The organism is Halobium salinum, assembly GCF_026586625.1.
Classification (GTDB): Archaea; Halobacteriota; Halobacteria; order Halobacteriales; family Haloferacaceae; genus Halobium; species Halobium salinum.
The window spans coordinates 488,922-512,592 of record NZ_JAODIW010000008.1 but is presented as its reverse complement, the minus strand read 5'-3'; the positions used below and the strand labels follow the sequence as shown (position 1 = coordinate 512,592).

The window sequence follows — 23,671 nt, the reverse complement described above, 5'->3', positions numbered from 1 at the left end:
CCGAGTCGGTCGCGAACGTCGGCCCTCGCCGCGATTCCGCGGCCGGGGGGCTTAGGGTCCTCGCGACCGAACCTCGCGTGTGACCGACGACACGCCGCCGGGTGGACTCCTCCGGGTCGACCTCACGGCGGGTACCGCCGAACGGGAGCCGATTCCGGAGCGCTGGCGCCGGCAGTACGTCGGCGGGAAGGGGCTCGGCGCGCGCTACCTCTACGACGAGTTGGAACCGGGGACGGACCCGCTCGGCCCCGACAACGTCCTCCTGTTCAGCCTCGGCCCCGTCACCGGGCTCACTCCCGGTCACGCGACCGACGCGGTCGTCACGAAGTCCCCGCTGACGGGGACCTTCCTCGACTCCTACGCCGGCGGCGACTTCCCGGCCCGCCTCGCGGGCGCGCTCGGGGACTGTCTCGCCGTCCTGGTCGAGGGCGAGAGCGAGGACCCGGTCGCGCTCCACGTCGCCGACGGCGAGGCGACGCTCGAGCCCGCCACCGACCTGTGGGGGCTGGACGCCGTCGAGACCACGGACCGTCTCCTCGCCGACGCCCCCGACGCCGACCGCCGGGCGGTCGCCTGCATCGGCCCGGCGGGCGAGAACCGGGTCCGCTACGCGACCGTCGCCTCCGACGGCGGCGACCACCAGGCCGGCCGCGGCGGCGCGGGCGCCGTCCTCGGGGCGAAGCGGCTGAAGGCCGTCGTCGTCGACGGCGACGACCGTGCCGACACCCACGCTGACACTGATTTCGCCGGCCGTGACGACTCCCCCGACCGCGACGGTCTCGACGCCCTCCGTCGGGAGTACGACCGCCGGCTCGCCGAGACCGACAGCGGGCGCTGGTACGGCGCGGGCGAGACGATGGAGACGGTCGACTTCGCGGCTGAGACGGGCGTGTTGCCGACGCGAGGGTGGAGCGGCGACGGGACCGCCGGTGGCGACGGCGGCGAGACCGACCCCGCCGCCGACCTCGGCATCGAGGCGGTTCGCGCCGCGGCCGTCGCCCGCGAGCGAGCGGACGACGCGGTGCCCGGCGGGTTCCGCGTCGAGGCCGACGACGGCGCGGAGCCGGTTCCGCGCGGCGCGACACCCATCTCGCTCGGCTCGAACCTCGACCTCGCCGATTTCGACGCGGTGGCGGCGCTCGGCGGACGCTGTGACCGACTCGGGCTCGACGTCATCTCCGCGGGCAACGCCGTCGCGTGGGTGATGCACGCCGACGGCGTCGACGTCGACTTCGGCGACGACGAGGCCGCCCGGCGCCTGCTCGAGGAAATCGCGACCCGGTCGACGCCGCTCGGCGACGACCTCGCCGAGGGGGTCGAGCGCGCGGCCGAGCGCCGGGGGAACGCAGACGCCGTCCCGACGGTGAAGGCCATGTCGCTCTCCTCGTACGACCCGCGGCGCTCGCCCGCGATGGCACTCGCCTACGCTACCTCCGACCGGGGAGCCTGCCACCGCCGCGCCCGGCCCGTCGTGGAGGAGGTGTTCGCCGTCGCGGACTGGTCGCCGGCCCGCCGAGCGGCGGCCGTCGCGGCCGAACAGGACCTCCGCTCCGCCCTCTGGTCGCTCGTCGTCGACGACCTCGCCGCCGAGGCGTTCGAGACCGACCTCGGCGCGGAGTGGCTCCGCGCCGTCGGCCTCGACTACGACGCCGCCGACCTCCGCCGGGTCGGCGAGCGCGTCTGGAACCTCACGCGACTGTTCAACGTCCGCGAGGGGTTCGGCCGCGCGGACGACGCGTTGCCGATGGCGCTCGCCCGGTCCGGCGAGGACGTCGGTCTCGACCCCGCGGAGTTCGAGGCCGCGCTCGACGCGTACTACGACCGACGCGGGTGGGACGAACACGGCGTCCCGACGCGCTCGACGCTACGCCGGCTGGACCTGTCGGACCTCGTCGACGACACGACCCCGGTCGGTAGGTCGAGTGACGCCGCCGCCTGCGACGATTAGCGACTCGAGAGGTGCCGGAAGCGAAAATATTCCTTCGAAGCGACTGTTCTATACATCGATATGTCGTGTACGCATCCCGGCCGGCTCCCACCGCGAACGGGGTCGAGTTGGCGAGTCGGAGGGAAATGGACGGCTCGGAGGGGAACGGACGCGTCGGAGTCGAGCGGGTGAACCACGGGTCGGTCAGGGCCAAAGGGCTCGGCCGGGACAGAGCCAGTTCGGGGAGTCACCGACGGCGAGCACCTCGGACGCGCCGTCCGCGGGGGACGCTAACCATCGACGACGAGGGTTCGCACATCCGATAGATGAGTTGGGCGGCGACGAAACTCCTTTCCGAATTAGTCAATCTTAACAGGCCAAGGCGGTAACTGGCCGGTGATGAAGAACACCAACCGAGACTGGTGGCCGAACCAGTTGAACTTGGACATCCTCGACAACAACGCCCGTCCGGGCGACCCGATGGACGAGGAGTTCGACTACGCCGAGGAGTTCGAGAAGCTCGACTTCGAGCAGGTGAAAGCGGACATCGACGCAGTCCTGAAAGAGTCACAGGAGTGGTGGCCGGCCGACTACGGCCACTACGGACCGCTGATGATTCGCATGGCGTGGCACAGCGCCGGCACCTACCGCGTCTCCGACGGGCGGGGCGGGGCATCCCGCGGCGGCCAGCGGCTCGCGCCGCTCAACAGTTGGCCGGACAACGCCAACCTCGACAAGGCGCGCCGACTGCTCTGGCCGGTGAAGCAGAAGTACGGCGATAGCCTCTCGTGGGCCGACCTGCTGGTCCTGACCGGCAACGTCGCGCTGGAGTCGATGGGGTTCGAGACGTTCGGCTTCGGCGGCGGCCGTGAGGACACCTACAAACCTCACGAGGCCGTCGATTGGGGTCCGGAAGACGAGATGGAGCAGTCGTCCCCCGAGCGATTCGACGAGGAGGGTGACCTCAAGAACCCGCTCGGCAACTCCGTCATGGGGCTCATCTACGTGAACCCAGAGGGGCCGAACGGCGAACCGGACCTCGAAGGCTCCGCGCACAACATCCGCCAGACGTTCAGCCAGATGGCGATGAACGACGAGGAGACAGTCGCGCTCATCGCCGGCGGCCACACGTTCGGGAAGGTCCACGGCGCCGACGACCCCGACGCGTTCGTCGGTGCCGAACCCGAGGCGGCACCCATCGAGTCACAGGGGTTCGGCTGGGAGAGCGACCACGAGTCCGGGCGGGGCGCCGACACCATCACCAGCGGCATCGAGGGTCCCTGGACGCAGGCGCCCATCAGTTGGGACATGGGCTACCTCGACAACCTGCTCGACTACGAGTGGGAACCCCACAAGGGTCCCGGCGGCGCGTGGCAGTGGCGGCCGACGGACGAGGAGCTCGAGGGCTCCGTCCCCGACGCTCACAACCAGGACGAGTCGGTCACGCCGATGATGCTGACGACGGACATCGCGCTGAAGGAGGACCCGGACTACCGGGAAGTCGTCGAACGCTTCCAGGAGAACCCCGACGAGTTCCAGGAGGCGTTCGCGAAAGCCTGGTACAAGCTCATCCACCGCGACATGGGTCCGCCGTCCCGAATGCTCGGCCCGGAGGTGCCCGACGAGGAGATGCTGTGGCAGGACCCGCTCCCGGACGCCGACTACGAGGTCGTCGGCGAGGAGGAGGTCGCCGAGCTTGAGGAGAAGATTCGCGACTCGGAGCTGTCCGTGCCCCAGCTCGTGCGGACCGCCTGGGCGTCGGCGTCGACGTTCCGCAAGTCCGACAAGCGCGGCGGCGCCAACGGCGCCCGCATCCGTCTCCGCCCGCAGCGTGACTGGGAGGTCAACAACCCCGAGGAGCTGTCGACCGTGCTCGACACCTTCGAGGAGATCAAGGAGGACTTCAACGGCTCGCGCGACGACGACGTTCGCGTCTCGCTCGCCGACCTCGTCGTCCTCGGTGGCAACGTCGCCGTCGAGCAGGCGGCCGCGGACGCCGGCTACGACGTGGACGTGCCGTTCGAGCCGGGTCGCACCGACGCCTCGCAGGAGCAGACCGACGTCGAGTCCTTCGAGGCGCTCAAGCCGAGGGCCGACGGGTTCCGGAACTACTACTCCGAGGAGGCCGACCAGCCGGCGGAGGAGCTGCTGGTCGACAAGTCGGAACTGCTGGACCTGACCGTCCCCGAGATGACGGTGTTGGTCGGCGGCATGCGCGCGCTGGACGCGAACTACGACGGCTCCGACCTCGGCGTCTTCACCGACCGGCCGGGGACGCTGACCAACGACTTCTTCGAGACCCTGCTGGGGATGGAGACGGAGTGGAAGGAGGCCGACGCCGAGAACCTGTACGAGGCACACGACCGCGACACGGGCGAGGTCGTGCGGAAGGGCACCCGAGTCGACCTCGTCTTCGGGTCGAACTCCCGGCTCCGAGCCGTCGCGGAAGTGTACGGCGAGGACGGCGGGGAGGAGAAGTTCGTGACGGACTTCGTCGAGGCGTGGCACAAGGTCATGACCCACGACCGATTCGACCTCGAGTGAGCTGAACGGCGAGCGGTCGGGCGGTCGCGTCCGGCGTCACGAGAGCGCGGCGCCACCGCTCCCGTTCCGACTCGGTCGCGTAACTGGTCGAGTCCGCACTTCGGTCTCGCGAACGGGCTCGAAGGGGTGTGGAAACGAAGCGAGACGAGGTGCGGCGTTTTCTCTCAGCGGTACCGCGGTACCACGCTACCGTTGGAACCGGCTCGTGTCGATTCCGGGTGTCCCGCCGGCACCGGGCGGCCCTCCGGCGCCGGAGTTCACGCCCGCCGGTCCTTCAGCCGGCGGTAGTGTCGCGACAGCGGGGCGTTCTTCCGCCAGAGCCAGAAGAGGGCCCCGCCCAGCGCCGCGAGTAGCACGCCGGCGACCAGCAGGGACCGCCGACTCGCGGCGTCGGATGCGGGCTCCGGCACCGGGTCGGACGCGGAGTCGAGCGTCGAATCGCTCATCTCAGTCGTCCCCCGGAACCGGCCCCGAGTCACCCTCCGCCCCGGTCGTCCCCTCGTCGACGGGGGGGTCGACCGGCAGGGTGTCGCCGTCGGGGTTCGGGCCGACCGGCTCCACCTTCACGCTCGTCACCTTGAACTCGGGGATGTAGGAGTCCGGGTCGAGTTCGTGTTGGGTGAGCTCGTTCACCGCCCCGTGGACGAAGTGCATCGGGATGAACACGACGCCGGGGTCGGACTGGTCCTCGACGTTCGCCTTCACCGTGATGTCGCCGCGCCGGGAGGTCACCTTGACGTACTCCCCGTCGACGACGCCGAGTTCCTCCGCCATCTCCGGGTGGATGGTGACGAAGCTCTCCGGCACCTGCTCCATCAGCGCCTCGACGCGCCGGGTCATCGTCCCCGTGTGCCAGTGATACAGCACCCGGCCGGTCGACAGCATCAGCGGGAACTCCTCGTCGGGAAGCTCCACGGGACCGGCGTAGTCGGCGGGGACGAACCGGGCCTTTCCGTCCTCGAAGTTGAACTCGTCCTCGTAGAGGTAGGGTGTGCCGGGGTCGTCCTCGTCCTCGCAGGGCCACTGGATGCCGTCGGGCATCTCCTCGAGGCGGTCGTAGCTGACGCCGCCGTAGATGGGGACCAGTCGGGCAATCTCGTCCATCACGTCGGCCGGGCCGTCGTACTTCGAGCGCCAGTCGTACCCCCAGCGTTCGGCGAGCTCCATCAGGATGTCGAGGTCGCGCTTGGCCTCGCCCGGCGGCTCGATAGCCGGTCGGACCATCTGGATGCGCCGCTCCGTGTTGGTCTGCGTGCCGAGCTTCTCGGCGCCGGAGGCGGCCGGGAGAACCACGTCCGCGAACTCCGCGGTCTCGGTGAGGAAGATGTCCTGCACCGCGAGGAAGTCGAGTTCGCCGATGGACTCCTCGGCGTCGCGGATGTCCGGTTCGGAGAGCACGGGATTCTCCCCCATGATGAACATGCCGCGGATGTTGCCCTCCTTCATCTCCTCGAACTGCTCGGGCAGGCGCAGGCCGACCTCCTCGGGCGGGCGCTCACCCCACTCGGCCTCGAACTTCCGTGCGACCTCCTCGTCGGTCGGGTCCTGATAGCCGGGGAGGTTGTGCGGGGCGGGACCCATGTCGCCGCCGCCGCCCTGGACGTTGTTCTGGCCGCGGAACGGCGAGACGCCGGCGCGGGGCTTGCCGAGGTTGCCGGTGACGAGCGCGAGGTTCGTCAGCGCGAGCAGGTTTCGGGTGCCGTGGGCGTGCTGGGTCATCCCCATCGCCCAGCCGAAGATGCAGGTGTCTGCCTCGCCGATGGTCTGCGCCGCGTTGACGAGTTCCTCCTCGGGGACGCCCGTCAGCTCCTCGACCTTCTCGGGGGTGAACGGGTCGACCTTCTCGACGAGTTCGTCGAAGTGCTTCGTGCGCTCCTCGATGAACTCCTCCGCGTGGAGGTCGTGCTCGACGATGTAGCGGATGAGCCCGTTTATCCACGCGATGTCGGTGCCGGGGTTCGGCCGGCTGTACTGGTCGGCGTGCTCGGCGATGCCGACCTTCCGGGGGTCGAAGACGAACAGGTCGGCGCCGTCGCGGACGTTCTGCTTGATGCGCGTCGCGAGCACCGGGTGGGATTCGGTCGTGTTCGACCCGGTGATGAGGTAGCAGTCGGTCTCGCCGATGTCCTCGTTGATGCGGTTCGACATCGCGCCGTAACCGAGCACCTGTTTGAGCGCCGTGACCGTCGAGGAGTGACAGAGCCGGGCGCAGTTGTCGACGTTCGGCGTGCCGAGCACCTGCCGGGCGAACTTCTGGTTGAGGAAGTTCTCCTCGTTCGTACACTTCGAGGAGGAGGTGACCGCCACGGAGTGTTGGCCGTGCTCCTCCTGGATGCCCGAGAGTTCCGCGTGGATGCGGTCGAGCGCCTCGTCCCACGAGGCCTCGCGGAACTCGCCGTCCTCCTTGATGAGCGGGTGTTCGAGGCGGTCGTCGCTGTTGGCGAAGTCGTAGCCGAACTTCCCCTTGACGCAGGTGGAGAAGTCGTTGGCGGGCGTCGCCTCGGGGTCGGCGGGCCGCACCCCGAGCACCTCGCCGTCACGACCGTAGAGGTCGAACCGACAGCCGACCGCACAGAAGTTACAGGTCGTCTCGGCCTTCGTGATGCGCGAGCGCCGCGTCTCGCTGACGACCTGCGACACGTCGAACAGCTGACCGATGGTCATCGACTCGGACGCGGCCTTCTCGGCGACGTGTTCGACCCCTTCGAGACCGTCCTGACGGACGCGCTCTTTGAGGTCCGACGCGCCCCGCTTGGCCTTCGCCATGAACCGTGAGACGCCCGTGAGCTCCTCGTCTTCGTCGGCGCCGGGCACGCCTCGGTTCGGCGCGGCGGCGCCGTCGGCGGTCTCCGGGGCCGGGCTCTCGATGACCTTCCCGATGGAGTTCTTCTGGTTGAACCCGGGGAGTGGGATGGTCGCCGCGTTCGTCAGCCCCTGCTCGACGAGCGAGCCGGTCGGACAGACGGTGACGCAGTGGCCACAGGAGACGCAGGTGGAGTCCTCGAACGTATCCGAGTCGTTCTGGAACGCGATTCGCATGTCGCCGGCGTTCCCCTCCATCCGGAGGACGCCCTCGACCTGCACGTCGTTGCAGGCCTCGACACAGCGGTTACAGAGGATACACTTGTTGCGGTCTATCTGGATGACCTCGCTGGTGTCGTCGATGGGCTCGTACTCGTCGCGCTCCTCGAAGACGCCGTAGCGGGGCTCGTTGACGCCCTGCTCGATGGAGGTGTCCTGCAGTTCGCACTGGCCGTTCTTCCCGCAGGTCGTACACCGGAGGTTGTGATTCGAGAGGACGAGGTCCAAGTTCACCTCGCGGGCCTCCGCCGCGTCCTCCGCGTCGGTGCGGACCGTCAGCCCGTCCTCGGCGGGGAACGAACAGGAGGGGACCAACCCGTGTTCCTCGGTGTCGACCATGCAGGTGCGACACTCCGAGCGCGGGCCGATGTTCTCGGCCTGCTCGGTGCCTCGGTCGTAGTAACAGAGCGCGGGTACGTCCTCGTCGGCGCCGAGCGCCTCCATCGCCTCGATGACGGTCGAGCCGGGCGGGACGGCGACGGGCTCGCCGTCGACCGTCACGTGGGTCATCTCCTCGCCGGGGGTGCCGACGTCGGGGTCGTTCGCCGTCCCGTCGTTGAAGTCCTCCGTCAGCGGGGTGCTCGGGCGGGGGTCCTCGACGCCGGGGACGCCCGGAAGGGGGTCCGCCGGCGCCGACTCGCTGCTGCCTGTCGGGTCGTCGGTGTACTCGTCGGTGCTCATGTGTGTCCCTCGTGTCCTTCGCTACCGCACTCGCCGGCGGGACAGCGTCCCTCGGCGTGGGCCGCGAACTCGTTCTCGAACTGGTCCACGCCGGTGAGGACCGTGCGGGCCAACTCCCGGCCGAACGAACAGGTGCTCGACTCGCGCGCGACGCGGGCGAGTTCCCGCAGCTTCGCGTCCCGGTACTCGCCGTCGTAGATGTCGCGCAACATCCCGGTCAGCTGTTTCGACCCCTCGCGACAGGGGACACAGCGTCCGCAGTTCTCCTCCTCACCGAAGCGCGCCCGCCGGCCGACCGCCGCCAGCGCGCAGGCCCCGTCGTCGAACAGTTCGACGACGCCGGCCGTCCCGAGGTCGGCACTGCGGAGTCCAGGAGCGCTCGCCGGGTGGTCGAGCGTCCGCGTGAGGCCGCCGAACTGCCCGCCGACGACCGCCAGCTTCGGGTTCCCTTCGAAGCCGACCGCCTCGGCGGCCGTCGCGAGCGACCCGCCCGTCGGAATCTCGACGACCGCCGACCCGTCCACGTCGCCGGTGACGGAGACGAGACGGGTGCCGGGGTCGGCGTCGTCGGGGTCGTACTCCTCGGGGGAGAGAATCGCCCGCCGGACCTGTGCCAGCGTCCGGGGGGTGTGAATCACCGTCGGCCGTCCGTAGATGCCGTGTCGGGCCGGCGTCGGGGGGCGCAGGCGGGCTTCGAGGCGGTCGTTGCCCTCCAGGGACTCGAGCGCCATCGTCGGCTCGCCGGCGATGTACCGGTCCGGGCCGGCGACGATTTCGGGGAGGGTGTCGTGGTCGGCGTCGACCGCGTCGGCCACCGCGTTCACGACGCCGTGGACGCGCCGTCGCGCGAGGTCGTCGGCCTCGTTCAGGTAGACGACCACGTCGTCGGCGCCGACCAGTTCGGCGACCGCGAGCGCGCCGTCGAGCACGGCGACGGGGTCCGACTCGAGCAGCAGTCGGTCCGTGTCGTTGCGCGGGTCGGCCTCGTTCCCGTTGACGACGACGACCGGGTCGCCGTCGGTCCGGCGGGCGACCTCCCACTCCTCGCTCACCTGCGTGTCCGGGGCGCCGTCGCCGCGGCCGCGGCCGAGCAGACCGACCTCGGCGAGTCGCTCGCGCACCTCGTCGCCGGCGTCGGCCGCGCGGTCGGCCGCGAACGGCTCGTCGGCCTCGACCCCGGTGGGGTCGGTCCACCCGGCGCGGGCGAGCACGCGACGCCGCCCGACCGAGAGCGGCCCCGTGTCGGGGGTCGGGAAGGCGTCGGTCTCCGTGTCGTGCTCGACGCTCGAGCGCGCGCGTTCGGCCCCGAGGTCGCCGTCGGCGGCCGCCTCGACCAGCGTGCGAACGCCGTCCGGAGTGAGCCCCCCGTGAAGCGTCGTCCGTCCGCCCGCGGTGAGTGCGACCAGCGGCTCGGACGTGTCCACCCCCGTGGGCCCGGTCTCGACGACGGTGACACCGCCGCCTGCAGCGTCGTGGGCGGCGTCGACCAACCGTCGGGCTCGCCCTTCGTTCGCCGACCCGACCGGGACGCGGACGACTGCGCCGTCGGTCGAATCGTCGTCACTGTCAACCATTGGCATATGGTGGGACCGAGCGAGTGTAATAGTTCGGGCCGGAATCGAAGTCCCCGGACGGTGTTGCCGGCTGTTCCCGGCGGAATCGGCCGGCTCCGGGTAGGGACTTTCGGTGGGGGTCGGGGACGTTCGTCACCGCTCGCCTCCCCGAGCAGGCGTCGGCCGTCGAGGAACGCCGACCGTCCGAACGCCGGGCGGACGTTCCCACGGGGCGATTCGACAGGCGGTTCGGCGCGGCCGTCCGGGCAGGACCCGCCCACGGACGACTCGGCGGGCGGATTCGGCGTCCGCTCGGCACGAGCGCTCCCGGTCACCGGGAACGCTTCACGAGCCGGAGAAGGCTCGTTTTTCGATATTCGAAACGAGAATTTCCGGTAACACAACAGAATATTTGTCCCGATAATTTGCCGCGTACCGTTTTATACTCGCCCTTCCTCGCTCGAGTCGATGAGCCGGAATGTCCTTTGTGTAGATAGGAGTGAGCGAATCGGCGGCGTCGTCGACGCGGTGGAGGCCGAGGACGGTCTGACCGCGGTCCGTGCGCCGTCGGTCGAGGCCGCGCGCGAGCGCCTCGAGTCGGAATCCATCGTCTGTGTCGTCACCGCCTACGACCTCCCGGACGGGACCGGGATGGACGTGGTCGGTGCCATCCGGGAGACCGCGTCGCAGACGCCCTGCGTGCTGTTCACCGACGTGGCGCCGAGCGACATCGACACCGCCTCCTTCGAGGAGGTCATCGTCGAGTACCTCAATCGCGACCTCCCCGACGCCGCCGACCGACTGGGGTTCGTCGCGAACGACGTCATCGACCACAGCGCGCAGGTCGGCTTTCTCGCCCCCGACGACGAGGGTGAGCGCCTGGAGGCGCTCGCGGCCTACGACGTGGCGGAGCTCCCCATCGAGGAGAGCTTCGACCGCCTCACCGACCTCATCGCCAGCCACTTCGACGCCGGCGTGGCGTTCATCGGCCTCATCGAGCGCGACGAGGAGAACGTCCTCTCCTGTCACGGCGCCGAGATGGGCTCCATCACCCGCGAGGACACCATCTGCACCCACAGTATGCTCGAAGAGGACGTGATGGTCGTCGAGAACATCCACGAGGACAAGCGCTTCAGCGGGAACGACCTGCTCGTGAACCTCGGCATCGTCTCGTACGCGGGCGCCAACATGACCACCGACGACGGCCACGTCATCGGGCAGGTGTGTCTCATCGACTTCGAGGAGCGTCGGTACTCCGAGGCGGAGCGCCACGAGCTCCAACAGTTCGCCGAGACGGCGATGGAGATTCTCGACCTCAGGCAGGCGGTTCGCGCGGAGCGACCCCTGGAGGTGGCGCGATGACGCTCGTCAGCGAGGACACGTTCGAGGCCGAGGGGCTGTCGCTCGGCCCCATCGAGAGCGGGACGAGCATTCTGCTCACCGGCGACGACGGCGACGCCCTCGCGTCGGTGTTCTACCGGCTCGTCGCCCCCGACGCCGACGGCGACGAGCGGGCCGTCGTGCTGGCGACCGAGGAGAGCGGCCGGACCGTCCGCCGCTCGCTCGACCGGACGAAGCGAGGCTCCGGCGACCGTGCCGCGGTGCTCGCGTGCACCGGGACCGGCGACGGCGGGGACGTCCGCGTCGTCGACGACCTCGGCGACCTCACCCGACTGGGGATGGACCTCTCGTCGATGGTCGCCGAGGCACAGGGGCAGTCGGCCCGCTTCCGTACCGGGATGCTCCTCTGTTCGAGCGTCTGTGCCGCCGCCGCCGACATGCGCTCCGTCTATCGCCTGCTGAACAGCACGTTCCTCCCGGAGCTCCGTCGCGGGGACGGTATCGGCGTCTGTGCGCTCGACACCAGCGCCGACGTGGGTACGAACGCGCGGAGCGTCGTCGCCGGGATGAACACCTCCTTCTCGGCACACGTCGAGGTGGAGCGCACCGGCCGCCGCGAGGCCACGCTGACCGTCTCCGGCCTCGGCGACGACCGGACGACGACGGTGTCGTTGTAGGCCGACTCGGTCCGATTCGGCCGGTCCGGCGTCGGGTCCATCGGGCTTGGTCGACCCGGCACCGGCTCTGCTCTCCGTCGGCCCGTGCGCAAAACTTAAATTCGGAAGCGGGGCTACTCCGAGGTGATTCGATGGTCGAGGCGTTCGCCGTCGCCAGCGGCAAGGGCGGCACGGGGAAGACGACGACGACGCTCGCACTGGGGATGGCGCTCGCCGAGGACCACGACGTGACGGTCGTGGACGCCGACACGGGGATGGCGAACCTGCTCTTTCACGCGGGGCTCGACGACGCCGACACGACGCTCCACGACCTCCTGCTCACCGACCGCGAGGCGACGGTCGACGACGCCGCGTACGACCGTTTCGGGATGCGCGTCGTCCCCTGCGGGACGAGCCTCGCGGCCTTCGAGAACGCCGACCCGGCCCGCCTGCGCGACGTGGTCGCCGAACTCGCCCGCGACACCGACGTGCTCCTGCTCGACTCGCCGGCGGCGCTGGGCTCGAAGTCCGCCGTCCTCCCGCTCGTCCTCGCGGACCGTAGCGTGGTCGTGTTGGAACCGACGATTCCGGCGCTCTCCGACGCCCTCAAAGTACAGGAGTACGCCCGCTCGTACGGCACGGCGACTGCCGGCGTCCTCTTCAACAAGGTGCGTGACGAGGCGGGCGTCGACCGCGTCGCCGACCGCGCGAGCGAGTACTTCGGCGGCGAGACGCTGGCGACCGTCCCCGCCACGGAGACCGCCCGAACCGCCCGCCGCGCCGGGGAGCCGCTGCTCGCGCACGCGCCGACCTGTCCGGCGGCGACGGCGTACCGCGAGGCGGCGAGTCGTATCGACGTGCGCGACGGCGACGAAGCCGACGTGGCCGCGCGCTTCAGGAGCGCCGTGGTTCCCGAAACCCCCTGAGATGCAGGAGCCCGGCCCCGGCTCGGAGGCGACACCCATGCGGCTCCCGCGCGGCGACCTCCTGCGCTCGCACGTCGTCGACGACCCGGCCGGCCCCCTCCGGACGGCGCTCGACCGCCAGCTCTCGGGCTACGCCGTCTTCGAGCCGAGCGACGCCCTGCTGCTCGGTGCGCGCGAACGCGGCGTCCTGACGTTCGAGGCGGGCGTCCCGACGCTCGCCTACGAGGCCGCGAGCGACCGCGGCGGGCCGGACGCCATCGCCGAGTTCGCTCACCCCGGTCCGTACCGTGTCGAGCTGTACGAACTCCCGGCGTCGTCGCTCGCCGCGGCCCACGAGGCGACGGACCTCCGGGTACCACCGGCGACGCCGGCGACCGAACTGGCCGACGACCCGGCGCTGGCCGAGCGGACTCGCGAGGTCGCACCCCCAGAACGCGTCGACGACGACGGCGACGACGAGGCGAGCGCCCTCGAGGCGTTCCTCGAAGACGAGGAGAAGATATCGGCCATCCGCGAGCAGGCGCGCGACGAGGCGGAACAACGCGCAGCGGAGTGGGGGTTGACGGGCGAACTCGCGGGGGACGGGGAGCCGACGGCTGGCGACGACGCGCTCACGACGGAGTAGCGACGGTCCGACGGCCGCAGGCGACGACCGACCGGCCGCCGGACGGCGACCGCTCGACTCACCACCATGGGGGGTTCCGGAAGAGGTCCGGGGGCCTCTGTACGCACCACGACCCCACCTCCGACGCCGCGAACAGCTGACGAGAGACGGCGAGTACATACAAACGTCGCCCGGTCGAACCCCGCCGTATGACCGAGGGACCGTGGGGGCTGAGCCGGGAGCGCCTCGCGTGGTGGGTGGTCGTGTTCGCGCTCGCGGGCGTGTTGGCGTTCGTCGCCTGGCGCATCGTCGGCACCGTCGTCATGGGGCTGTTCGTCTACTACGGGGCGCGGCCGATGTTCCGGCGCCTGCACGAGCGCGTCGACTCTCGTGGACTCGCCGCCGCCGCGACGCTGTTGCTCATCGTCGTCCCGACAATCGCCCTGCTCTCCTACGCGGGACTCATGGCGTGGAGCGAGTTCACCCGCGTCGCCGGCGACGGCGCGACCCAGTTCGTGCTGCAGCGGCTGCCGGGCGACCAGCAGTCGCTGGGCGCTATCCTCCGGAGCCCGATGGAGTTCCTCGGTCGGCTCGACCGACTTCCGAGCGTCCAGCAGGGAGTGAACGCAGTTCTGACGACGCTCGGAACGATATCGACCGGCCTGCTCCACCTCGGGCTCGCGCTCACGTTCGCGTTCTTCCTCTACAGCGACGGTCACCGCCTGCACGGCTGGGTGCGCGAGGAGTGGGGGGAACACTCGACGACGTACGCCGCCCTCAGCGCCGCCGACCGCGACCTCGAAGTCGTCTACTTCGGGAACGTCCTCACCGTCGCGGCCGTCACGGTGCTCGCCCTGGGGTTGTACAACGGGTTCGCGTACGTCGCACCACAGGGGCTCACGATGCCGTTCCCGACGCTCCTCGCCATCCTCACCGGCCTCGCGACGTTCGTCCCGGTCGTCGTCGGTAAGGTCGTCTACCTCCCGACTGCGGCGTACCTGTTCTATCAGGCGTGGCAGGCGGGTAACGGTGCGGCCGCCCTCTGGTGGCCTGCGGCGTTTCTCGTCGCCGCCTTCCTCCTGCTCGACATCCTCCCCATGACGTTCATCCGGGGGAAGTTCTCGGGGCAGACCATCCACGACGGGATGGCGATGCTGTCGTACATCCTCGGTGCGACCGTGTTCGGCTGGTACGGGCTCTTTCTCGGCCCGCTCTTCCTCGTCGGGGTGGTCCAGGCGGCGAACGTGGTGCTCCCGGAGTTGATAGACGGTCGCGACCCGCTCCCGCGGGCCGTCGGGTCGACCTCGCTCGGGACCGACCCGTCCGAGGCGGGTCTCGACGTGGCCGGCGCCGAAGCCGACGACATCCGCGACGAGGAGGACGCGGAGCGAATCGGCGACGCCCGGGCGGCCGAGGAGGCGGGCGACGGGGCTCAAGCGGCCGAGGAGGCGGGCGACGGAACTCCCCCCGACTCGTCCCCCCGTGACGGCACCCCCGGTGGCGACGGCTGACGGACCGGACTTCCGAAATCCGACCCGCTAAACCGTTCGAGGCCGTCACTCCGCTCGTGACGGTGCTCTCGCTCCTGTCGTTGCGGACGCCCGCCGACTTCGCCGACTGGTATCGCCTCGGCGCCGAGTACGTCCACGACGTGGCCGAGGAGATGGCGTTCGACCTCGGGACGTTTCCCGAGGCGTACCCGGAGACGGTCGCCGCGCTCCGAACCGGCGACGACCTCGACCCCCGAGCGGCCCGGTCGGTCGCCGCGGACTTCCTCGCGGACGCGACCTACACGGAGCCGTACTGCGAGTGGATGCCGCTCTGGTACGAACTCGGACTGCTCCCCTTCGGCCGAATCGCCGAGCGGAAGCTTCGCTCGGCCGCCGGCACCGTCGCCCGGCGGACCGGCGTCGAACCGGTGTCGGCGCCGCGGTTCAGCCGGCCGCGGGACGTGTACGTCGGTGGCTGCCCGGCCTCCCGGTTCGTGGGCGACCTCGGCTTCGCCGAGCGGTTCGTCGTCGCGGACGCCCTGCTCCACCTGGAGTGGTTCGTCCACGTCGCCCGCGAGTCCGGCGTCGAGGTGCCGCCCGACCTCGTCGCCCGAACCCGAGAGGAGACGCTGTCGCACTACCTCGCCGACGGCGACCTCTCGCCGCAGGTACGACGGTTCCAGCGGGCGCTGTTCGCCGACGACGCGTGGGTCCGCGGCGTCGACGACGCCTATGGACTCGACAGCGCGCTGTTCGGCGTGTGGGAGGGCATCCTCCGCCGCGAGCGCGAGCGGTTGGCGACGGATGCGTAGACACGGGTCAGGGTGACCGTCGGTCGCCCGGTTCGAGTCTCGTCCCGTCGCGGGGGCAGTACGCGACCGAAGGGTCGCGCGACCGGAACCCACACGCCGGACAGACGCGGCCGTCGGCTCGGTCCTCCGACTCTCCTGTGGCTCGTCTCCGGAACAGCAACGGCACGAACGGGACGACCAGGAAGACCAGGAGCGTGTCGAAGTACGCCCACGCCGCGACGCTGACGAACAGGCTCACGCCGAGGCCGACGACTGCGGTGAGCGCACGAGAGCTAACCACGGTGTGACGCACGCTCCGACGTCAAAAAAGCGCCCCGACGGACCGACGTGGGCGCTACTGCCGGCCCGAAGCCGGCGCTACTCCCCGTTGGTAATCCGTGCGTCGGTGTACTTCTGTCGGCTCGGTCCCATGCCGCCGAACGGTTCGATCTCCAGCCAGTCGTAGTAGAACCGCTCGTCGACGCTGTGGTAGACGGGCGCGACGGAGACGTCCTCCCAGTTGGCCTCCTCCATCGCGAGCGTGGCCTCGTTGCGCGCCCGGTTCGCCGCGTCCGTCGGCGCGAGGTTGTCGACAATCTCGTTGTACGCGCTCTCCGCCGCTTCCGCCGCGCTGCCGGTCTCCGACGACCAGTTCGTGTACATGATGGCGTCGGAACTCGACGTGTCCGTCTGTGGCGGGTTCAGCAGCTGCATGAAGTTGTCCGGCGCGGGCCAGTCGGCGATCCATCCGAGCGAGTACGCCTCGAGGTTCCCGTTCCGGCCGCGCTTCAGCAGCGTGGAGAACGGCGCCTTCTCGATGCTCATCGAGACGTGCGCCGCCGAGAGCTGATCGCGGAGAATCTTCGCCATCGACTCCCAGGTGTTCGAGTCGTACTGCGTCCAGTTGAGCTCGAACTGGTCGTTCGGCCCGTACCCGGCCTCTTCCATGACCTGCTTCGCCTTCTCGATGTTCGACTCGCCGTACCCGTAGGGGTACTCCTCCGCGTGCTGCTCGTAGTTCTGGTTCGGGAAGATGGGCGGCGGCGTCAGGTGGTACGCCGGCTGGCCGCGCCCCTTGAACACCTGGTCGACCATCAGCTCCTGGTTCAGCACGTAGGCGAACGCCTGTCGCACCGGCTTGGGCACCGCCTGCATGTTGAACCCGGCGTAGTAGGTGCCGATCTGCGGCGCCGCCATGTACTGTGCCGTCTCCCCGTTTCGCAGCGGTCCGTAGGTGCCGAACTTCCGGCCCTTGTCGTCCGTCTCCTCGACTTGAACCTTGCTCGGGTCGTACTTCGAGGTCGGGATGCTGACGACGTCCGAGTTCCGGTTCTGGCCGTAGTTGTAGGCCGCGTTCGGGTCCGAGATTATCTGCCAGTGGATACGCTCTACGTTCGCATCTCCGTCGTAGTAGTCGTCGTAGCGGGAGACCTCGGCCTCGGTCCCCTGCTCCCACGTCTCGAACTCGAACGGGCCCGCGCCGGTCGGGGAGGCGGTCGCGAACTGCTCGTACCGGACCTGCCCGTCGTGACCCTCGACGTCGCCGACGATTCCCTGGGGTACCGCCGCGAACGAGGAGTACGAGAGCATCTCGGTCGTGGCGTGGAACGGCTTCGAGAGCGACAGCTTCAGGGTGTAGTCGTCGACGGCTTCGACCGCGAGCGACCCGGGCTTGTACTCCTCGCCCTCCGTGTCGTGTTCGACCGACAGCGAGTCGAGGATGAAGTACGACCGGCGGGAGTTCTCCGACCCGGCCAGTCGCTCGAACGCGTACACGAAGTCCTCCGCGGTGACCTCGCTCCCGTCGTGGAACGTCGCCCCCTTCTGCAGGTCGAACGTGTACGTCGTGTAGTCGTCGCTGGCCTCGAACCCCTTCGCGAGCAACGGTTCGACGGCCGTCGTCCCGTTGACGTAGTTCGTCAGCCCGTCGTACAGTTGCTGGATGACCTCGCCCGAGGCCGTGTCGGCCGCGGCCACCGGGTCGAGCGTGTCCATCGTCGCGTTGACGAGGTTGAGCGTCCCCTCGGGTGTCCCCTCGCCGCCGGACTCGGTCGTTCCGTCCGTCGTCGCGGTGGTGTTCGTGGCGGCCGTCTCGGTGCCGTCACCGCCGCCCCCACCGCCGGCGTCGTCGTTCCCGCCGGTACAGCCGGCGAGGCCGACCGCCGCGGCCGTCCCACCGGTCGCCTGCAGGAACCGTCGTCGGGAGACGGACTCCTCGGCGTCGGTCACGCCGACCACCCCGCGCTCCGGTCGATACTGTCTCGATTCGCACCCACGTCCCGTGATACCGTATCACAGTACGGCATAGGGGCCTAACTCACCTCTGCCCTAAATGCGTCGGGGTGACTGAAGTCGACGATTCAGCCTCGCGGCACCCTCGTCCGGACCTCCCACTCACGGCCGGTCCGGTCGGTCGGTGGTAGAGTGAGGAGCCGACGACAGGCCGGGGGTCGGAGCCGACCAACGAACGGAATCGGTTGGCGTGCGCAGTCGGTCGCGGGCGACGTCGACCGGCGAGCGCACCGAGAACGAGCGCGGATGGAGCGTCGGACCTCCGAGACCGGCCGATCAGGCCAGGAGGATGGGAAGAGCGACGACGGCGGCGACGACGGCGGCCGACACCGACAGCACCTCCCGCCACGGGAGCGTCCCGCGGCGACGGTAGGCCCGCCACGTCCCGAGGGCGAGCCCACAGAGGGGGAACCCGTAGGCGATGGCCGTCGCGGGGTCGGCGAAGAGATGGGAGAGCGGAACCACACCGGTGGCGAAGGCGACGGCGTTGTTCACCGTGGAGAACCCCATCGCGAGCAGAACGTACGTCCCGGCCACGTCGGAGAGCCAGCCGCGCTCCAGCAGCGCGACCCCGACGAGCACGAGACAGAACCCCACGAACGCGAACATGGCGACGCCGACGCCCCGTCTGGCCAGCGCGTTGAGCACGACGTTCCCCTCCGAGCGGGGCGTCGTCAGGATGACGTAGGTGGTCAACACGTCGCCGAGCGCCGCGACGACGACCAGCAGGTTCGCCAGGCCGATGCGCCGAACGGGCCACGGTCGGGGCCGACGACGGCTCGACCGGACGCCGGACGCGGTGTGTGAGTCGGTCTCCATCCTCTACCCAAGAATGTCACGTTTCCGAATAAGTAGTTTCGCGGACCAGAGAGTAACCCGGACGATAACCCGCGAGTAAGTCCGGTTCCCGACTGGTGTGCGCGTCGTTCTCGTCCGGTGCCGGGAGTCGGACTCGTCAGCGACGGGCGTCAGGCTCATTCCGTTCCCGCCCCTCGACCGCGTATGAGTCGTACCGCGGTCGAGCGCGGCATCGAACGGTACGTCGACGACCTGATAGATGTCGCCGCCGACGAGTTCAGCGTCGCGGCCGCCCTCCGAGGTGGCGTCCGTGGTCCCGGCGGTGCGGTGGTCGACCGCCTGCTCGGGCGCGAAGGGGCGCTCAGACGCCACGTGGTCCGCCCGGAACTCGACGCGACCCGCCGGGACGTGCTCGACGGGTTCGCGGTCGTCCTCGACGTCGCGGAGTCCGACGACTCGGTCTCGGACCGCGCCGACGACCTCCTCGCTCACGACGGGTTCTACGACGCGCTGCGCGAGGACCTCGCCCGCGAGCGCCGCGAAGCCGCCCGGGAGCGCCTGTTAGAGCGTCATCGCCGGCTCGTCGAAGCCGCTCGCCCGCCGGTCGAGTCGCCGGAAGACGAGTTCTGGCCGGCTGTCCGGGACTCCCTCGACGCCGACGCGGCTCGGTCGCTGCTCGAGACGGCGCTCTCCTTCACCGACCCGGTGGTCGCGGACCGCGAGGCGTTCGCGTTCGTCGCCAGCTTCGACCCCGGTGAGGTACTCCAACTCGGTCCGCTCGGTCGCGGCGTCCCGACGGTCACCGTCGAGTACACCGACGAGGCGATTCGGACGATGCGCCGGGCCGAGACGGTGGTGACGCGTCGAGCGACGCGTGAAGCGCGGCGGCAGTTCGAGACGGTCTGACCGGTCTCAGGTCTCAGCGACGTGGCCTACCAACTGGGCTCCGAAAACGGACGGCGGCGTGAGCCGCCGTGTCGAGACGACAGCTGTGGTGGGATGACAGCGGTCGGTGTCGACACGGCCGCGTACACCGCGGGTGAACGGTCGGTCGATGGGGAAGGGACCGACCTGGGTCGGTTTCAAGCGGGGACCGTGTCGACGGGCGAACGAACGCACGTCCCCAACTTATACGTTTGGAGAACACGCGTTCAGTTTGCATTCTGACATCAATGCAGGGGTGCGATACAGCGACGCTTCTCTCGATCTCGTGTTCAAAAAGAAACGTCGCCAGCGGTGGACGGTAGCCCGTCGAGTCGGGCTCAGTCGGAGCGGTCGACCTTCACGTCGTCGTACTTCTGGCGGCTGTAGTCCATGCCGCCGAACGGCGGGTACTCGACCGAGTCGTACCAGAAGCGTTCGCCGGTCTGGTGGTAGACGTTGAGGAAGCCGACGTCCTCCCAGTTGGCCTCCTCCATCGTGAGGTACGCCTCGTTCCGGGTCTGCTTCGCCGAATCCGTCGGCGCGAGGTTGTTCTGGACCTTCGTGAACGCCTCCTTGGCCGTGTTCGCCGCCGAGCCGTTGTCCGAGGACCAGTTGATGTACGAGATGGCGTCGGAGGTCGAGGTGTCCGTCTGCGGCGGGTTGATGAGCTGCATGAAGTTGTCCGCCGCGGGCCAGTCGGCGATCCACCCGAGGGTGTACGCCTCGAGATTGCCGTTCGTCCCGCGCTTGACGAGCGTGGAGAACGGTGCCTTCTCGATGCTCATCTTGATGTGGGCCGCTTGGAGCTGGTCGCGGAGAATCTTCGCCATCTCCTCCCAGACGGTGGAGTCGTACTGGGTCCACTGGACCTCGTACATGTTGTCCGGTCCGTAGCCGGCCTCCTCCATGACCTGCCGCGCCTGGTCGATCTGAGACTCGTTGTACCCGTACGGGTAGTTCTCCTCGGCGTGCTGGTCGTAGTTCTCGTTCGGGAACACCGGCGGCGGGGTCAGGTGGTATGCGGGCTTCCCGCGCCCCTTGAACACCTGCTGAACCATCGTCTGCTGGTTCATGACGTAGGCGAACGCCTGCCGGACCTCCTTCGGGACGGCCTGCATGTTGAAGCCGATGTAGAAGGTGTTGATGAGCGGCGTCGACATGTAGTTGGCCGTGTCGCCGTTACGCAGGCTCCCGTAGGTGCCGAACTTCCGGCCCTTGTCGTCCGTGTTCTCGATGCTGACCTTGTTGGGGTCGTACTTCGAGGACGGGATGCCGAAGATGTCCGCGTTCTTGTTCATCGCGAAGTTGTAACGCGCGGACGTGTCCTCGATGATCTGCCAGTGGACGCCGGCGTTCGCCGGCTCCCCGTCGTGGTAGTCCGAGTACGCCGAGACTTCGGCCTCGGTCCCCTGCTCCCACGTATCGAAGGTGTAGGGGCCGGCGCCGACCGGGTTGCTCGTCGCGAACTCGTTGTACGTCGTCGTCGGCTGCCCGTCGCTACCGACCTCGTCGGCGGGCGTCTCGCCGACCGCGCCCTGCGGAACCGCCGCGAAGGAGGAGTACGCGAGCATCTCCAGTGCGGAGTGGAACGGCTGGGAGAGCTCAACCGTGAGCGTCTTCTCGTCCTCGGCGGTGACGCCGAGCGAGTCGGGCTTCAGGACCTCGTTGCCCTCGCTGTCCTCCTCGGTCTCGTGTTTGACCCCGAGGGAGTCGAGGATGAAGTACGAACGCTTCGAGTTGGGCGACGCGGCCAGCCGCTTGAACGAGTAGACGAAGTCTTGTGCGGTGACCGAGTCGCCGTTGTGGAACGTCGCGTCCTTCAGCGTGAACGTGTACGTCTGGAAGTCCTCGGAGTTCTGGTACTCCGACGCGAGGAGGTTCTCGACGCTGGTCTCGCCGTTCGGGTAGTTCATCAGCGCGTCGAACACCTGCGTGATGACCGTCCCGGAGGCAGTGTCGGTCGACGCGACCGGGTCCAGCGTCGTCATCGTGGAGTTGACGAGGCTGAGCGTGTCGCCGTCGACCTCGACGTCCTGCGTCCCCTCGCCGCTGGTGGACTCGTTGCTCCCGCCGGTGCCGGTGGTCTCGCTCTCGTTCGTCGAGCCGCCGGACTCGTTACCGGAGGAGTCGCCGCCTGTACAGCCAGCGACAGCCACTGCGGCCGCCGCGCTCCCCGTCGCCTTGAGGAACCGTCGTCGGTGGAGGTTGTCGTCTGTCATCGTTGTCGTGCGTGCACGGCGACGCGACGTGAGCGCGTCCCACGGTCGGTGGGTCGGGACCGCGCGCCGAGCATATTGACGAACCTATCGACCGAGAGTCAAGTACCTGCTGTACGCTGAAACGCTCGTTTTACCGTGTGAGTCCCTCGGTAAAGCACATTTTTCACCTTCGGGGCGCCGGTCGAAGTCGACGGTTCCGGCGGAGCTCACACCTCCGGCGCGACCGGTCCCGGCGTGGGTCGCTGCGGTTCGATTCGGACTTGTACCAGGGGCCGTGTCGTCGAAGCATGGGCTCCGGTATCTACGTACAGGTAGCAGTCGGCGACGCCGACTCCTGTCCGGTTGCCGACCTGCGCTGCGAGGCCGAGGTGGAATCGGTTTCGACGGACCGACGTTCCGAAGACGCCGGCGGTGGGCTCGTCGGGGAAGTCACCCTCGGTCGGTCCGACGGGACGAGTCCGGTATTCGATTCCAGCCGGACGTCCGACTCCAGTCCGACAGCGGACTCCAATCGGGCGTCCGACCCCGATCAGGCGTCCAATCCGGATCAGGCGTCCGACTTCGAGCCCGTGTTCGAGGACGGTGGACGGACAGTGTACCGGTTCACCGCCGACGGGGAGTGTCCGTGTGGGCGCATTCCCGACCACGGCTGTCCCGTTCGAGGGCTCCGAACCGAGTCCGACGAACTCGTCGTATCGTTCGTCGCACCGGACGTGTCGGTCGTGCGTTCGGTGGTCGAGGACCTTCGGTCCCACTGTGGAGCCGTCCGCATTCGCCGGCTCACTCGGTCGACGCCGGACGGCGGCGGGGAGCTCGTGGTCGTCGACCGGACGGCGTTCACGGACCGACAGTACGAGGTGCTCCGAACTGCCCACGAGATGGGGTACTTCGCTCAGCCGAAGGAGGCTCGTTCCGCCGAGGTCGCGGCGGCACTCGACGTCTCGGTGTCGACGTTCAGCGAACATCTCTCGGTCGCGCAGGGGAAGCTCCTCGACCAGCTGTTGGCGGGCCAATAAGCAATCCTGGCGAGGGGACTGATAAAGAGCCGAGTGCGTTCGGGAGAGGACTCATGAGCGTCTCGTCCCGAGGTACGAGCGTTCTCGATGTCAGAGTCCATCTACTCCCAGATCGGAGGACAGGAAGCGGTCGAACGCGTCGTCGACGACTTCTACGACCGCGTGCTGTCGGACGACCGACTGGTCGACTACTTCGAGGCGACCGAGATGACCGAACTCCGGACCCATCAGGTTCAGTTCGTCAGCGCCGTCGCCGGCGGCCCGGTCGAGTATACGGGAGGGGAGATGCGCGACGCTCACGCTCACCTCGACATCGACGAGGAGCACTTCGACCTCGTGGCCGCCTACCTCGAACGCGCTCTGCGGGAGAACGGCGTCTCGGAGAGGAACGTCGGGGCCATCATGTCCGAAGTGGCGGCGCTGAAAGACCCGGTCCTCGGACGGTGACGACGCGGTCGCAGGCAGGAGCGGCGCCAGTTACGGAGGCCTCGCTTCAGGCCGAGGACGAAGCCCGCTCCGTCCGCGTGACGAGGTACGTCCGCGCACCCCGCCGTTCGAGGAAGAAGTCGGCGGATTCGGTGAGGTCGGCGCCCGTCGTCGCGTACGCCTCCACCTCCGCTGCCGGCACTTCGGTCACGTCGACGCGCTCTCCGGACCGACCAGTGGACAGTCCGCCCATCCGTGTCACCATACCCGATACGACGTCCGGAGTCGATATGTACGTCAGCCTAGCGGAGTGAAAGTGAAAGTGCGGAACGAGCATCCGTCCCGTCGAGCTTCGTCGGGAAGCGCTGTTGGGGGGACTGGTCGCCGGTCTCCGCCGACGGG

19 protein-coding genes are annotated in these 23,671 nt (G+C 69.1%); 11 read left to right on the top strand and 8 right to left on the bottom strand.

The window, feature by feature from the left end; all coding sequences use genetic code 11:
• Window positions 1–79 precede the first annotated feature (79 nt).
• Entirely contained in the window at window positions 80–1,948 is a 1,869-nt protein-coding gene (locus N5095_RS14750; RefSeq protein WP_267623719.1) for an aldehyde ferredoxin oxidoreductase family protein, read from the top strand.
• A gap of 378 nt (window positions 1,949–2,326) precedes the next feature.
• Window positions 2,327–4,471, top strand: a complete 2,145-nt coding sequence (gene katG, locus N5095_RS14745) for a catalase/peroxidase HPI (protein ID WP_267623718.1) — start codon at window positions 2,327–2,329, stop codon at window positions 4,469–4,471.
• 257 nt (window positions 4,472–4,728) lie between these two features.
• Here katG and N5095_RS14740 read toward each other — a convergent pair whose 3' ends face one another.
• From N5095_RS14740 to N5095_RS14730, 3 genes are read right to left on the bottom strand one after another with little or no spacing between them, the layout of a single operon-like run.
• Window positions 4,729–4,917, bottom strand: a complete 189-nt coding sequence (locus tag N5095_RS14740; RefSeq protein ID WP_267623717.1) for a flagellar basal body-associated FliL family protein — start codon at window positions 4,915–4,917, stop codon at window positions 4,729–4,731.
• Window position 4,918: 1 nt separating this feature from the next.
• The gene (fdhF, locus tag N5095_RS14735) at window positions 4,919–8,233 is read right to left on the bottom strand and encodes a formate dehydrogenase subunit alpha (protein WP_267623715.1); all 3,315 of its coding nucleotides are present in this window, start codon (window positions 8,231–8,233) and stop codon (window positions 4,919–4,921) included.
• Window positions 8,230–9,807 (bottom strand): NADH-ubiquinone oxidoreductase-F iron-sulfur binding region domain-containing protein, encoded by a 1,578-nt coding sequence (locus N5095_RS14730; protein WP_267623714.1) that lies wholly within the window; start codon window positions 9,805–9,807, stop codon window positions 8,230–8,232. The genes fdhF and N5095_RS14730 overlap by 4 nt, the downstream gene beginning before the upstream one ends.
• A 447-nt stretch (window positions 9,808–10,254) precedes the next feature.
• Between N5095_RS14730 and N5095_RS14725 the strand changes: the two genes are divergently transcribed.
• From N5095_RS14725 to N5095_RS14700, 6 genes are all read left to right on the top strand, one after another.
• Window positions 10,255–11,148, top strand: coding sequence for a GAF domain-containing protein (locus tag N5095_RS14725; protein WP_267623713.1), 894 nt, complete (start codon window positions 10,255–10,257; stop codon window positions 11,146–11,148).
• Window positions 11,145–11,804 (top strand): DUF7504 family protein, encoded by a 660-nt coding sequence (locus N5095_RS14720; protein ID WP_267623711.1) that lies wholly within the window; start codon window positions 11,145–11,147, stop codon window positions 11,802–11,804. Before N5095_RS14725 ends, N5095_RS14720 begins: the two co-directional genes overlap by 4 nt.
• A gap of 131 nt (window positions 11,805–11,935) precedes the next feature.
• Window positions 11,936–12,709 carry a nucleotide-binding protein gene (locus tag N5095_RS14715; protein WP_267623710.1) on the top strand — a complete coding sequence of 258 codons (774 nt, stop codon included), beginning with the start codon at window positions 11,936–11,938 and terminating at the stop codon, window positions 12,707–12,709.
• Between the two features lie 37 nt (window positions 12,710–12,746).
• Window positions 12,747–13,334, top strand: coding sequence for a DUF8054 family protein (locus N5095_RS14710; RefSeq protein ID WP_267623708.1), 588 nt, complete (start codon window positions 12,747–12,749; stop codon window positions 13,332–13,334).
• Between the two features lie 188 nt (window positions 13,335–13,522).
• On the top strand, window positions 13,523–14,824 hold the full coding sequence (locus N5095_RS14705) for an AI-2E family transporter (protein ID WP_267623706.1): 1,302 nt from the start codon (window positions 13,523–13,525) through the stop codon (window positions 14,822–14,824).
• A 56-nt stretch (window positions 14,825–14,880) separates the two neighbouring features.
• Complete coding sequence (locus N5095_RS14700) at window positions 14,881–15,615, top strand: DUF8116 family protein (RefSeq protein ID WP_267623705.1); 735 nt, start codon at window positions 14,881–14,883, stop codon at window positions 15,613–15,615.
• A 7-nt stretch (window positions 15,616–15,622) separates the two neighbouring features.
• On the opposite strand, the gene N5095_RS14695 is transcribed toward N5095_RS14700, so the two are convergent.
• From N5095_RS14695 to N5095_RS14685, 3 genes are all read right to left on the bottom strand, one after another.
• Window positions 15,623–15,895: a hypothetical protein gene (locus tag N5095_RS14695; protein WP_267623704.1), complete on the bottom strand. Its 273-nt coding sequence runs from the start codon at window positions 15,893–15,895 to the stop codon at window positions 15,623–15,625.
• A gap of 77 nt (window positions 15,896–15,972) precedes the next feature.
• Window positions 15,973–17,823, bottom strand: a complete 1,851-nt coding sequence (locus N5095_RS14690; protein WP_267623703.1) for an ABC transporter substrate-binding protein — start codon at window positions 17,821–17,823, stop codon at window positions 15,973–15,975.
• 339 nt (window positions 17,824–18,162) lie between these two features.
• Window positions 18,163–18,705 carry a hypothetical protein gene (locus N5095_RS14685; protein ID WP_267623702.1) on the bottom strand — a complete coding sequence of 181 codons (543 nt, stop codon included), beginning with the start codon at window positions 18,703–18,705 and terminating at the stop codon, window positions 18,163–18,165.
• A gap of 183 nt (window positions 18,706–18,888) precedes the next feature.
• Between N5095_RS14685 and N5095_RS14680 the strand changes: the two genes are divergently transcribed.
• Entirely contained in the window at window positions 18,889–19,590 is a 702-nt protein-coding gene (locus tag N5095_RS14680; protein WP_267623700.1) for a hypothetical protein, read from the top strand.
• A 356-nt stretch (window positions 19,591–19,946) separates the two neighbouring features.
• Here the strand turns inward: N5095_RS14680 and N5095_RS14675 are convergent, their stop codons facing one another.
• Window positions 19,947–21,827, bottom strand: a complete 1,881-nt coding sequence (locus tag N5095_RS14675; RefSeq protein WP_267623698.1) for an ABC transporter substrate-binding protein — start codon at window positions 21,825–21,827, stop codon at window positions 19,947–19,949.
• 287 nt (window positions 21,828–22,114) lie between these two features.
• Here N5095_RS14675 and N5095_RS14670 point away from each other — a divergent pair, with 287 nt between their 5' ends.
• A complete protein-coding gene (locus N5095_RS14670) occupies window positions 22,115–22,843 on the top strand; it encodes a helix-turn-helix domain-containing protein (protein WP_267623697.1) in 729 nt (242 codons plus the stop codon).
• An 87-nt stretch (window positions 22,844–22,930) separates the two neighbouring features.
• On the top strand, window positions 22,931–23,290 hold the full coding sequence (locus N5095_RS14665; RefSeq protein ID WP_267623696.1) for a group I truncated hemoglobin: 360 nt from the start codon (window positions 22,931–22,933) through the stop codon (window positions 23,288–23,290).
• A gap of 46 nt (window positions 23,291–23,336) precedes the next feature.
• Here N5095_RS14665 and N5095_RS14660 read toward each other — a convergent pair whose 3' ends face one another.
• Window positions 23,337–23,534, bottom strand: a complete 198-nt coding sequence (locus N5095_RS14660; RefSeq protein WP_267623695.1) for a hypothetical protein — start codon at window positions 23,532–23,534, stop codon at window positions 23,337–23,339.
• Window positions 23,535–23,671: the final 137 nt, after the last annotated feature.